Annotated in this window: 14 protein-coding genes; 12 read left to right on the forward strand and 2 right to left on the reverse strand. The window is 62.4% G+C overall.

Going from position 1 to position 12,479, the window contains the following annotated elements:
• The first annotated feature begins 32 nt into the window (after positions 1-32).
• The 9 genes from JOZ76_RS17385 to JOZ76_RS17425 all read left to right on the forward strand — a co-directional run bounded on the left by JOZ76_RS17385 (position 33) and on the right by JOZ76_RS17425 (position 7,134).
• On the forward strand, positions 33-401 hold the full coding sequence (locus JOZ76_RS17385; protein WP_291700097.1) for a YidB family protein: 369 nt from the start codon (positions 33-35) through the stop codon (positions 399-401).
• Positions 402-605: 204 nt separating this feature from the next.
• The gene (locus JOZ76_RS17390) at positions 606-809 is read left to right on the forward strand and encodes a hypothetical protein (RefSeq protein ID WP_291700119.1); all 204 of its coding nucleotides are present in this window, start codon (positions 606-608) and stop codon (positions 807-809) included.
• 255 nt (positions 810-1,064) lie between these two features.
• Entirely contained in the window at positions 1,065-2,126 is a 1,062-nt protein-coding gene (locus JOZ76_RS17395; RefSeq protein WP_291700099.1) for a hypothetical protein, read from the forward strand.
• Positions 2,127-2,268: 142 nt separating this feature from the next.
• A complete protein-coding gene (locus tag JOZ76_RS17400; protein ID WP_291700101.1) occupies positions 2,269-2,709 on the forward strand; it encodes a DUF1489 family protein in 441 nt (146 codons plus the stop codon).
• A gap of 52 nt (positions 2,710-2,761) precedes the next feature.
• Positions 2,762-3,028: a hypothetical protein gene (locus JOZ76_RS17405; protein WP_291700103.1), complete on the forward strand. Its 267-nt coding sequence runs from the start codon at positions 2,762-2,764 to the stop codon at positions 3,026-3,028.
• A 272-nt stretch (positions 3,029-3,300) separates the two neighbouring features.
• Positions 3,301-4,224, forward strand: a complete 924-nt coding sequence (locus tag JOZ76_RS17410; protein WP_291700105.1) for a division plane positioning ATPase MipZ — start codon at positions 3,301-3,303, stop codon at positions 4,222-4,224.
• Between the two features lie 340 nt (positions 4,225-4,564).
• On the forward strand, positions 4,565-5,446 hold the full coding sequence (locus tag JOZ76_RS17415) for an alpha/beta fold hydrolase (protein ID WP_291700107.1): 882 nt from the start codon (positions 4,565-4,567) through the stop codon (positions 5,444-5,446).
• Positions 5,447-5,559: 113 nt separating this feature from the next.
• Positions 5,560-6,321, forward strand: coding sequence for a VWA domain-containing protein (locus tag JOZ76_RS17420; RefSeq protein WP_291700108.1), 762 nt, complete (start codon positions 5,560-5,562; stop codon positions 6,319-6,321).
• Positions 6,322-6,405: 84 nt separating this feature from the next.
• A complete protein-coding gene (locus JOZ76_RS17425) occupies positions 6,406-7,134 on the forward strand; it encodes a DnaJ domain-containing protein (protein ID WP_291700110.1) in 729 nt (242 codons plus the stop codon).
• A 236-nt stretch (positions 7,135-7,370) separates the two neighbouring features.
• Here the strand turns inward: JOZ76_RS17425 and JOZ76_RS17430 are convergent, their stop codons facing one another.
• Positions 7,371-9,149 carry a D-alanyl-D-alanine carboxypeptidase gene (locus JOZ76_RS17430; protein ID WP_291700111.1) on the reverse strand — a complete coding sequence of 593 codons (1,779 nt, stop codon included), beginning with the start codon at positions 9,147-9,149 and terminating at the stop codon, positions 7,371-7,373.
• A 386-nt stretch (positions 9,150-9,535) separates the two neighbouring features.
• On the opposite strand from JOZ76_RS17430, the gene JOZ76_RS17435 reads away from it, so the two are divergent.
• Positions 9,536-9,874: a phasin family protein gene (locus tag JOZ76_RS17435; protein ID WP_291700112.1), complete on the forward strand. Its 339-nt coding sequence runs from the start codon at positions 9,536-9,538 to the stop codon at positions 9,872-9,874.
• An 85-nt stretch (positions 9,875-9,959) separates the two neighbouring features.
• On the opposite strand, the gene JOZ76_RS17440 is transcribed toward JOZ76_RS17435, so the two are convergent.
• Complete coding sequence (locus JOZ76_RS17440) at positions 9,960-10,349, reverse strand: hypothetical protein (protein ID WP_291700114.1); 390 nt, start codon at positions 10,347-10,349, stop codon at positions 9,960-9,962.
• Between the two features lie 585 nt (positions 10,350-10,934).
• Between JOZ76_RS17440 and clpS the strand changes: the two genes are divergently transcribed.
• Complete coding sequence (gene clpS / locus JOZ76_RS17445) at positions 10,935-11,333, forward strand: ATP-dependent Clp protease adapter ClpS (protein ID WP_291700121.1); 399 nt, start codon at positions 10,935-10,937, stop codon at positions 11,331-11,333.
• 379 nt (positions 11,334-11,712) lie between these two features.
• A partial coding sequence (locus JOZ76_RS17450) for a Clp protease N-terminal domain-containing protein (protein ID WP_291700116.1) occupies positions 11,713-12,479 on the forward strand: 767 nt, incomplete at its 3' end.

Here is a 12,479-nt window from a genome sequence, read left to right on the forward strand (position 1 = left end):
GGCATAGCGCCTCGCAGCAGGGAGGATTGGCGATGGGAATTCTCGACTCATTGGAAAACTCACCGGCGCTGAGAAACGCGCTCAGCCAGCTCGGTGCGGCTGTGCTTCCGGCGGTGCTTGGTGAGGTGATGGGGACCGGCAGCCACGGCGGGCTCAACGCCATCGTGGCAAAGCTGGAGCAGGCCGGGTTCGGAGATCAGGTCAAGTCCTGGATCGGAACGGGCCAGAACCTGCCGATCTCGGCCGATCAGTTGCGGCAAGTGCTGGGCAGTGATGTGGTGCGGCAGCTGGCCGCCAGGTACAACATTCCTGTGGATCAGCTTTCCGAAATCTTGGCTCAGCAACTGCCCAAGGCTGTGGATCACGCAAGCCCGGACGGAAAGCTGCCACATTCGGCCTGAAGCGCCCGCGGCGCGCCTGGCTCTTCCCGCCGCCGGTAAGAAGAGCAGGCGCCTCATCTAGGGCATTGAAAAACCTTCCGGATTCTCAGGTTAGCCATGCTGGGATGCCACTGGCCAATGGCGGACGGCGCGTGCTATACAAATCCACGTGTTCTAGCCGGCCGACGCAGCGGGGACCGTGGCGCGGCCGGGCACATTTGCGTGATGGAGAGCGCGTTGAAGCACAAATTCCCTGTCGGAGCGACCGTCTACTTTACCGCGAGCAATGTCTCGCGTCCGGCTGCGAGCGGTACCTATGAAATCATCCGGCTGCTGCCGACCGAGGGCGACGACTGTCAATACCGCATCAAGAGCTCGACCGAGGCGTTCGAACGGGTCGCCAAGGAAAGTCAACTTGTCGTCTCCTGAACACTCCACCGGGACCTTGCGCTAGCGGGGTTGCCGGCGCGCTCGCGCTGGGCAATGATCTCGCTCGCGATCGCATGCAGGAGCTCCGATTTCGTCGATCGCCTGATGGAAACGCTGCGAGAGGGCTTGGCGCAACGGAACCTGTTCGTCGCCGCCAAAATACCCCGTTCGCAGAACCATTCCGCCAGTTGAGTGCCGCAAATCGGCATTCAACGTAATTCAAGGCGCTCCAAGCGGCGTGAGGGATGATTGCGCATGAACTGGGCATGGGCCACATCGCTCGACCAAGTCCTGCGCTCACCGGCCTTTCCGATGTGGGTGACGCTGGCGGCTGCGGGCTTCTTCGGACTCGTGGTGCTGATCACGATGCTTCGTGCCGACAAGTCGGCGGCGAATGGCGCATTGACGATCATCACGCTGCTTGCGGTTGGCGTCGCCGTGGCCGCGACCATCGACCGCCTCGGGCCGGCGGGCCGCACCATGGCGATGCCGAGGGAGGCGCGGGAAGCGACGACGCCGAGCATGACTTTGCCGGCGCTCGCCTGTATCGAGGACCTGGCCGGCGATATCGTTCTGGCCGCCTGCGAGAAGGATCTGTTCAGTTCCGCCGAGGTTGCCGCAGCGGCTGTGAGCTATGCGGCCTCCGAAATCGAGCGGCTGGCGACCTACGGTGACGTTGCCTCCGCCAACCAGGACATGACACCCGACCTGATGTCGCTGCGGCAGGCAGTGGAGCGCGATCGCTACGGGCTCATCGCGCATATCCTCACCGAGCGATACCGTTGCACGCCTTCGGATTGCGCGGTTTTCCGCGCGATCAGCAACCGGCGGCAGATCATCGCCAATATGGAAGCCCGCACCTATGACAGCCTGATTGCGCGCTACGCGGCGGCGTGGAACATGCCTCAGTCGCCGCCGCAAGGTTCGGCCTCGGCAGCAGCGGCGCCGGGGCAGCTCGCGCCGGGAGCGCCGCTTGCGGCTCAGGGATCGCTGGTCTCGCCGCAGGGACCGCTCGGGTCCTCAGTGCTGGTCGGCCGGCCCACCAATGCCGAGTTTCCCACAGCGGCCTCGACGCCGCCTGTGAGCATCATGACGCCGGAGCCCGGCACAGGGATACGTCCGGCGGCCGCATCCAAGGGAACTCCGCCCCCGGCGGGCGCGGCGGCCGCGGCACCTGCGGCTTCGCCGGCTCCGGCAGCGAAGAAGCCGCCTGCGGCACCAGCGGCAGCCCCCAAGCAGGCACGCGCGACGCCACCGGCGGCGCCCGTGCAGATATCCCCAGAGGCATCGGCACCGCCGGCGGTGGCGCGGGAATGATTCTTCCAATGGCGGTGGGCGCTCGTTATAGCGTCTAGTCGTCGATCGATGGACGAACGAGAAACTCTGCGATCGAGAACAAGCTAGGGAACCTCGGCTCTGGTCTCGACGGATCGGACAATCGAGGCGCCGGTCAAAAAATATGCCGCTTCATCTCATCAAGCTTGCCGTGGGCTGCGAGTCGGTCAAGGAGCTCAAGGACTGGATCGCGGAACGCATGAAGACTGCGAAAAAGCAGGGGCTTCCGCAACGTCACGTCCACATCACGCGGATGACGCCGAAGCGGATCGACGACATTCTGGCCGGCGGATCGCTCTATTGGGTGATCCGAGGCGAGATCGCCGCCCGGGAGAAGATCATCGCGATCGAGCCGTTCCGCGACCGCGACGGGATCGGACGATGCCGCCTGGTGATGCAGCCGAAGGTGATCGCGGTCTCGCCGCGGCCGATGCGTCCGTTCCAGGGATGGCGATATCTGACCGAGGATGCAACTCCGGCGGATTTCGGCAGGGCCGAGGCTACAGGTGTCGCCGCGATGCCGGAACCGATGCGACGCGAACTGCGCGATCTCGGATTGCTGTAGGACGCAGCTCCCGGAATGAGTACACAACGCGTCGCCTTGGACGAGGCCGATGATGGTCGCGGCGCTCGCCTTTCGAGCCGATGAACTTGCCGATCGCTGCCGAGCGATAAGAACGGTGCTGTCGAAGTTCACCGAACATGACATCGGTGTCAGAATTCCGGAACCGTTGACGATCGTCGCAGCTCGCATCCTCCGTGAAACTGCGGGCCGCGCTGAAGTTTTCGACTGCGAATTGGGCTCGAAAACGTCGCAGCGCGAGTTGTGCCTCGATTTGCAATCTGCACCCGCGACATGTGCACGTCGCCAAGCGCACCCATGATTGGCATCGGCGCAACTGCTCGCTTTCACTTCTATGGCGATTTTCCTCGGCGCGACGCCAGATCCGAGCCGCTTGCGAATCACTTGCCCATGCGGCGGGCGCGCGACCTGCATCATTGACCTGCATCATTCATGTGAATCCATTTTAGTCGGCGGTGCGTTGATGCTGCGATTCATGATTAAAAAGCACACGTCGAGGGATTTCAGAATACGCGCGCGCATTTCACTTGACCGCAGTCGCGCGCGACTCGAAGATATTTGCAGGGGTCAAATATGCTGGTGCAGGCTAGCCAAGGGCAATCGGGCTCGGCGCATGTCGTCGTGCTGGGCAATGAGAAGGGCGGTTCGGGCAAATCGACCACCGCACTGCACATCGCGGTTGCGCTGATGAAGGCCGGACAACGCGTTGCAACCATCGACCTGGACTGCCGGCAGCAGAGCTTCACCCGCTACATCAACAATCGCAGCTCCTGGGCCCGGCGTACCGGCATCAACCTCGAGTTGCCGACGCATTACTGCTTTAAGCTCGGCGAGACGATGCAGATCGCCGACAACGAGAACGCCGAGTTTCTTCAGTTCATGGAAGCGGTCAGCGCGGTCGAGCGTGCGTTCGATTTCATCGTGATCGACACACCGGGAACCGACAGCTACCTGATGCGCCTCGCCCACTCGATGGCCGACACGCTGGTCACACCCATCAACGACAGTTTTCTGGATTTCGACGTGCTCGGCACGGTCGATCCCGCGACCTACGCCGTTGTCGGGGAAAGCCATTATGCCGAGATGGTGCGCGACGCCCGGCGCAAGCGACGCCAGCTCGACGGCGCGACTACCGATTGGATTGTGGTGCGCAATCGCCTGTCGATGCTGGGATCGCGCAACAAGCAACTGGTCGCCGACGGCCTGAAGGACCTCGCGCTCAGGCTCGGCTTCCGTTCGATCGACGGGTTTGCCGAGCGCGTGGTCTATCGTGAGTTCTTTCCGCGCGGCCTGACTGCGCTCGACGACATCGATGAGGCGACCCTCGGCACCCGCCCGAATCTCGGCCATGTGACGGCACGCGAGGAGGTGACGAGCCTGCTGCGCCAACTCAAGCTGCCGCTCGACGAACGCGGCCGGCGCCGCGCGGCCAATCGCGCGGAATGGTTCAGCCAGGTCGACCAGCCGCTCGAAGTTCACGATATCATCAGCGCCTGACCGGCGGAATGGCGAGCGGCCCCACTAGGACACCGCTCGGGCATCCGTTCCCCGTAGTTGTACGGACGCTCAAGGCCGGAACCTGCCAAGTTCTGGCCTGTTTTTGTTTTTACGTGATCTTTACGGACTGAGTGAACTGCACTTTGACGAGTTGCGTCCGAAAGTCGGTTCCGGGCACGGGTGAACGGTCCTTCGCAATTGCACAAGATCTGGTTGCGACGCACAGTGATCAGGCGGTCAATTCACAATATTTAGCCTTCCTGTCACGGCGGTGTGACATATATTAAGGACAGAATTCCAAGCCAGAAGCCCTGCGACAAGTCGCATTCTGAGGACGAACATGAAGCGTGGAATTGCCGTTCTGGTCTGTGTCAGCGCCCTTGCCGCCGTGTCCTATTTCACCGCGAGCAAGTGGGCCATTCATCACCAGACCATGACGTTCCTGGACGCATCACGCGACAATCGCCCAGTCCAGGTTGATATCGCCGTGCGGCGCGACCGTGAGGTGCAGGCCGATGCCGGCATGATCACGCTTCCGGTCGCCGTCCTCAATCACGGCAACACGGTCAAGTTTACGGAATACTCCTTCCTCGCCAACGTCTTTGCGGCGCGCGGTTATATCGCGATCAGCATTCAGCACGATCTGCCGACGGACGCGCCGATGGTGACCAAGGTGGGCGAATTGTATGTCGGACGGCTGACGCAGATTCAGCGTGGCGTCGCCAACATCAAATTCGCCGTCGAGGAAATGAAGAAGGTTCAGCCGAATGCGGACTACGACCATCTCACCGTGGTCGGGCATTCAATGGGCGGCGACATCACGATGTATTTCGCCAAGCAGTATCCCGACCGCGTCAAGAAAGTGGTGACGCTCGATAATCTGCGCGTGCCTTTCGTCACCTCGGGCAAGTTCAAGATTCTGTCGTTTCGCTCCAAAGATCCGCAGTTCAAGACCGATCCCGGCGTGATCCCGAGCAGCGAGGAGTGCGAAAAGGCCGGGATCACCGTTGTTCAAACCGGATTCCAGCATAACGATATGCGCGACACCGGGCCGGACTCCGCCAAGGAATCGATACAGGGCATGCTGGATAAGTTCCTCGCCGACACCGATACTGGCGACGTTGCGCCGGTAGAGACCAAGGTTTCGCCGCTTGTCGAGCCTGGTCCGGTTGCCCCCTATGCGCCGGTCCAGGCTCAAGCGGACAAGCAGCTCACGCACTGACCTCTGACGTTTTTGTCGGGGGGACTTGCCGTCCCCTGTGTTCGCTATCAACTGGTGCATCGAACCCGTGGCGTCCGCCTCGACAGCAGGCTGGACGGTCCCTGAGAGCACCAATGTCCGGCGAGCCGACCATCTCCCGACCTGGTGATACGACATCGGCCCAGTCCATGACGGACAAGGCTGGATCGCTGCCGGATGCCAGGTCCTCGACCTCCCAGGAAATTGCCGACTTCGTTGCCAGGGCGCGCGCGACGGCGCCGCAGTCCTCAAGTGGCAGAGCGCGGCTGATTTTTGCGCTGGATGCCACGATGAGCCGGCAACCGACATGGGACATGGCCTGCGCGTTGCAGGCCGACATGTTCCGCGAAGCGGCCGCGCTCGGCAGTCTCGATATCCGTCTCATCTACTACCGTGGCTTCGACGAATGCCGTGCCACGTCCTGGATCTCCGATAGCGCCAAGCTCGCGAGACTCATGAGCAAGATCGATTGCCGGGGCGGCGATACCCAGATCGGACGCGTGCTGTCGGCGGCGCGCCGCGAGGCGGCAGTCTCCGGTGTCCGCGCAGTGGTGTTCATCGGCGATGCGATGGAGGAGAAGATCGACGATCTCTGCGCCAAGGCCGGCGAACTCGGCATGCTCAAGGTGCCGGTGTTCCTGTTCCAGGAGGGTGCCGACGCGGTGGCCGAACAGGCGTTCGGCGAAATTGCGCGCCTGAGCGGCGGAGCTTGGTGCCGCTTCGATCCCGGCGCCGCCGCACAGCTGCGGGAATTGTTGCGGGCAGCTACGGCATATGCCGTGGGCGGCCGGGACGCGCTCAAGCGGCTGTCGGCGCAGGAAGGGGGCGCGGCCAAATTGCTCGGACAGCTCAAGTGAAGGGATGTGTCGCTGCCGTTTCCCGGAACAAACCGGCCCTGGCGCCGTGATTTTTGCCGCCACTGATATTATAATATTCTGGCCATGCCGACCCTGATTGCCGGCGTCATCGCCGTCGTCGTCCTTTACAGTTTGCTGCAGATGTTTCGCGCGGCCAATCCGGCCGTGCTTGCACGCGCCCTCAAGATCGTGGGCGGCGTCGTCTCGTTAGCGGTCGCCGCGTTCACGGGCGTCAGGGGTGAGTTCGCGGTCGCGATCCCGATCGGCATCTTCGGTGCGGGTTTGCTGGGCTGGGTGCCATTCGGAACGCAGGGGTTTGGCGGTATCGGCGGACTTTTCGGCAGCGGCGACCCCCGCGGGTCGGGACAGACCTCCCAGGTCCGCTCGCAGCTCATCGAAATGATTCTCGACCATGGCAGCGGTCAGATCGCCGGCCGCTTTATCAGCGGCCCCAATGCCGGCCGGTCGCTCGATGACTTCGACCTGCCCCAACTCGCAGCAATGATCGGAGGCTTCGACGCCGAGAGTGCCGCGCTACTTGAAAGTTATCTGGACCGCCGCTTTCCCGCCTGGCGTCAGCACGCGCAGGGTGACGGGGCAGGGGGGCAGCGCGGCGCGGCGGCGCGCGGAAAAATGACGGAGGAGGAGGCCTATCAGATCCTTGGCTTGCAGCCGGGTGCGGGGCGCGACGAGATCGCTCGCGCCCACCGCTCGCTCATGAAGAAACTGCATCCCGACCAGGGGGGGTCGACGTACCTCGCCGCCCGGGTAAACGAGGCCAAGGATACTCTGCTTCGTACGCATCACAGCTGACTCCGGCAACCAACGCCACAGACCGAAAGCCGCTACCGCCTTCTGCTCTGCAAGACGCCCAACCTTTGATCGCCCGCCGTTGCCGGCGTGCTGGATCTTCACACTGCGTTAGATTTAACTGCAAAGTCTTGACGAGTGGTTGCAACGCCGGCCGCTCACGAATGGGCGGCGGGCCTATTACGAAAAAAGCCCGCACCTTGCGATGCGGGCTTGATTGTCAAGCGCTTGGCAGAGGATCAGTTGCGCACGGTCATGCAGGAAATCTCGGCCCGCTTCAGCGCCTTGCAGACCGCCTCGGCCTTGTCGCGGTCGAGCCCGGCAAAACGGGCACGGAAGAGTTTGTGATCGCCCTTGGCGATCACGGTTTCGGTGAACGGATCAGCCTTGCTGAGCAGTCCGCGAGCCTTGTCACGGGCCGCCTCGATGCGCTGCTGTGCTTCGTCCTCGCTATCCAGTGCACCGACCTGGACAATCCAGCCGCTGTGTAGCACTGCGGGCTTGCTGGCGCTGGTCGGCGGCTGGGACTGCGCTGGCGCCGGTTCGGCATAGGCCATCGCCTGGTTGGAAGAGCTCGGGGGCAGGCTCGACGCAGGCAGCACGCCGAGAATGCCATTGCCGGTGCCGAATCCCGGAGGCTGTGGCGGCATCGCCGCGGGGGGCGTTTCGGGACGGCTCGGCTCCGGCTTGGCGAACTCGGCCTTCTCGACCGGCTTTGCAGCAGCGCCGGCGGCGTTGGAGCTAGCTGCGCTTTCCGGGCGCACGGGAGCAACCGAACTCGTGGTCGGCGGCGAAGGTTGTGGCGGCGTGACCGAAGCCAGCTTGACCGGCTGCGCCTTGACCTGAACGGTCCTCACCTTGACCGGCTTCATCGGCTCGGTCGAGCCGGGGATGGTGGCGATCGGCTGCGTCTGGATCACCCCGGATGTCAGCGGCGCGGGCTCGACCCGAGGCTTTGCAGGCGCCGCTGGCTGCGCGGGTGCCGGGGCAGATGCCGGCGATTCGGCCGGATCGGCGGAGGCGAGCTGCATGGGAGCCGGCTGCGCCGGTGTCGTTTCGGCGTCCGCAACGTCGGCACTCGACTCATTTGCATTGCGTTCGGTGATCGCAGCGACGCTGCGCTTGGTCGCGGCCTTCTCGAGATTCTCCGCGAGCAGGTTGCGCATGATCGCATCGCGCGAGTTGCCGCTGTGCCCGCCCAGCACGACGCCAATCAGGAAACGATTGCCGCGATGCATCGAGGTCACGAGATTGAAGCCCGATCCGCGGGTGTAGCCGGTCTTGATGCCGTCGACGCCTTCGACACTGCCGAGCAGGTGGTTGTGGCCACGGATCGTCCGGCCGCGAAAGGTGAAGGCTGTCGTTGAGAAATAGCGGTAGTAGCGCGGGAAGCGGTCCTGTAACGCGCGGCCAAGGATCGACTGATCCCGCGCCGTCGTCACCTGCTCGTCGTTCGGAAGACCGGACGCGTTGCGATAGACGGTGCGGCTCATGCCGAGCGCATGTGCCTTGCGCGTCATCAGCTTGGCGAAATTTTCTTCGTCGCCGCCGATGGCCTCGGCAATGACGACCGCGGCGTCGTTGGCGGACCGCGTGATCAGTCCTTTGATGGCGTCTTCGACACGGATGGTCTGGCCGGGGCGCAGGTCGAGTTTGGTCGGATCCTGATCGGAGGCGTGCTCGGATACAGGCATCTCCGTGTCGAGCTTCATCTTGCCCGCATCGAGCCGCTCGAACAGCAGATAGAGCGTCATCATCTTGGTGAGGGAAGCGGGATGCCGCATCCCGTCCGGGTTGGTCGCCGTCAGCGTCGCACCGGAGTTTCCGTCGACGATGATGGAAGCAAACGCCGGGCTGTAGCTCTCTTCCGCGTCATGATGCGCGTGGCGGGCATGATGCCGCTGCCGAAGGTGCCGCGCATCCGCGCTATCGCTCGCGACGATGGCCGCGGTGATCGACACCAGTCCGAAAACGCCAACACGCATCAGGCGCGAGGAGGCCAAGTTTTTGCGAAGCATGAAATCCTCGTCCCAGTTTTTGACTTGATCACCCGTTCGTGAGGCGAAATTGTGCCCGACGCCCGCCGACCTGACCAGCCCAAAGCACCGATCCCGCCCAATCAGGGTGCGGATTCTGGTTTCGCTGCGGCATGTATCTAAGGTGTTGCTCCAAAACAGAATTTTTCTGTGCCTTGGAAACCAACAGGCCAGGAATCAGGTTAGGGGGGGCGAGTTTCCAAATGATTAAGCAACCCTTTCGGGAATCCACAGAATTCCGCGAAAAGTCGCTTTTGTGCGCCGCACAAATTTCTTGACGGCGATTGTGCGGCGCGATATGGATCGCGTCACGCCAAGGTGTCGCTGTTTCGCGGCCTCTTGCGCTCGTCCGGGAAAGGGATGCCACGATGTTCAAGGTTGAAGACATTCAGAACTACGGCAAGGAGCAGCTCGAGCAGGTCGTGAGTTCGGCCAGCGGCGTCCAGAGCGGCCTCCACGCGATCGCGACGGCCTATGGCGACTACACTAAGAAGTCGTTCGAGGACACCAAGGCGTTTGTCGAGAAGCTCTCGGGCGTGAAATCACTCGACAAGGCGATCGAGGCACAAAGCGAATATGCCAAGTCGGCATACGAGACGCTGATCGCCGACTCCCAGAAGATCGCGGGACTGTATGGCGATCTGGCCAAGCAGGCCTTCAGGCCGATCGAGGGGTTGGTTGCGAAGTTTACGCCCCCGGCGCGATGATCGCTCCGAGATCGAGCCAGTCATGATCAGAAGCCGGCCGTTTCGGCCGGCTTTTTCCTTTGCGACCCGCAGCTTGGAAATCTGGTTACCGGTCTGCGAGAAGGCGGCCGCGATCCGGCTCGATTGCGTCAGCATGAAGAATTGGACGAACTGCTGGTGCAATAGGCAACACCGCCGAGTGGCCTGTGCCGTCAGTGTCGATCTGCACGGTATAATTGGTGACGCCGCACGCCTCGACGTTGTCGCACAACCCCTTCATCCGCGCGTCGCTGGCTCGAATAGCGGTGGCGTTGACGTCGTCGCTCTGGTCACGGCCGGTCACGCAACCGTTCGGGATCTCGAACGGCACCACGGAGATGTAGACATCGGCGTTGTTTTGCGCGAGCGCCGAGAGCTGGGTCATCAGGTTCTTGGCGGCGGTCTGCAGCGCGCCGGTCCTGTTGTAATTGGCCATCCAGCCGCTGTCGTCGAGCACCAGTGCGACATTAGCGCCGTCCTCTCGCGTGCGGACTGCATCGCCGAGCGCGCCAAGGGCTCCGATGAAGGCTCAAAGCGGGCAGCATGGCGAGCGCAAACATGGCCGCGATTTTTCCGTCCCGCGCTGGCCCAGGCGGCGGGCTTAGCGGCGGAAAGGCGTATACATGCAAGAGACATTAGGCCAGCCATCGTAAACTTGGCGGCCATACGAGGTTGCGCGGCTATATGGGGTGAATCAAGTCGCAGAACGCGGGGGAGACAACGCGGCTCGCGAACCGGCCGAATGAGCCGGCTCGATCGTTAATGCTGGGTAAAACCAGGTCCTCTCAGATTTTGTCAAATCGATCAGGATTGATTAAGCTAGGGATGGATCGTCGGGTCGGGACCGCCCCCTTTCAGGCAGCCGATGGCGCGCTTGCGGGAGGGGAGGCAGCGACCATATTCTACATCGATCGACCGACCGGGGTTGACCAGCTGGCATGACGATCCGCAACAGAATTGTCTGGGACGCCAGGATAGCTCCGGCGGGAGGGCTTCACTGGGTTCCTTCAAGGTTCCCGCGGGAATGTCGAACGCTTGTACCATGTCGCAGCCAACCTATAGACCAGAACCCGCACAACCGGCGGCATTCGCCACATCCGCATCCCGCTCGAACAACGACGAGCACCGTTCAGGCGGGAGCACTGGACCGACGACGTCGGTCATCACCAAGGTCAAGCCGAAGACCAAGCGGCCCAACCTCTATCGCGTGCTGATCCTGAACGACGATTACACCCCGATGGAGTTCGTGGTGCTTGTGCTGGAGAAATTTTTCCAGAAGGACGTTGAAGCCGCGACCAAGATCATGCTTCACGTCCACCATCACGGGATCGGGGAGTGCGGGGTCTTCACCTACGAGATCGCCGAAACGAAGGTGACGCAGGTGATGGATTTCGCGCGGAAATCCCAGCACCCTCTGCAGTGCGTGATGGAAAAGAAATAGCGCGAAAGTGCTCTCCGCAAGCGAGACTTCGAGTCTCGCTTGCTGGAAGGACGCGCTGGGACGCGCGAACGTCTCTTGAGCGTGATGCCCTTTCGGGTCAGAAGCCCACGGTATTTATTTGAAAGCGGTCGGGGACGGCACGATCCCAGCCTGCCGATCAATTTCCCGTTGGCCGGTGGACCCCTGCGAAAAAACCCGGGGTCGCATCAAATCTGCCTAAATCGGAACGGGTTTTGCATCAAAATTGCCGATGACGCGTTACATTGAGTCAACGGACCGGTCTTCCGCCGCGAATGTAGTGTAACTAAATATGTCAAAGGTTGCTGTTGCCTGACCGGGTAACGGCGATCATGATGGTCGGGGGCCATAGAGGACGCGAATGCCGACTTTTTCCCAGAGCCTAGAACAATCCCTGCATCGCGCGCTGGCGATCGCGAATGAGCGTCATCATCAATATGCGACGCTCGAACACCTGCTGCTGTCGCTGATCGACGACTCCGATGCGGCGGCGGTCATGCGTGCTTGCAGCGTCGATCTCGACAAGCTGCGCGGCAGTCTCGTCAACTATCTCGAGACCGAGTTCGAGAATCTCGTGACCGATGGCAGCGAGGACGCCAAGCCGACCGCAGGCTTCCAGCGCGTCATCCAGCGCGCCGTCATTCATGTGCAGTCGTCGGGGCGCGAGGAAGTCACCGGCGCTAACGTGCTGATCGCGATCTTCGCCGAACGCGAGAGCCACGCGGCCTACTTCCTGCAAGAGCAGGACATGACCCGCTACGACGCGGTGAACTACATCAGCCATGGCATCGCCAAGCGCCCCGGAGTTTCCGAGACGCGTCCCGTGCGCGGCGTCGACGAGGAGACCGAGACGAAAGGCAACGACGATTCCAAGAAGAAAGGTGAGGCGCTCGAGACCTATTGCGTCAACCTCAACAAGAAGGCGAGGGACGGCAAGATCGATCCGGTGATCGGGCGCAATGCCGAGATCAACCGCGCGATCCAGGTGCTGTGCCGCCGCCAAAAGAACAACCCGCTGTTCGTCGGCGAAGCCGGCGTCGGCAAGACCGCGATCGCCGAGGGGCTCGCCAAGCGCATCGTCGAGAGCGAGGTGCCCGAAGTGCTTGCGGCCGCCACCGTGTTCTCGCT

This window comes from Bradyrhizobium sp. (genome assembly GCF_019244115.1).
Lineage (GTDB): Bacteria > Pseudomonadota > Alphaproteobacteria > Rhizobiales > Xanthobacteraceae > Bradyrhizobium.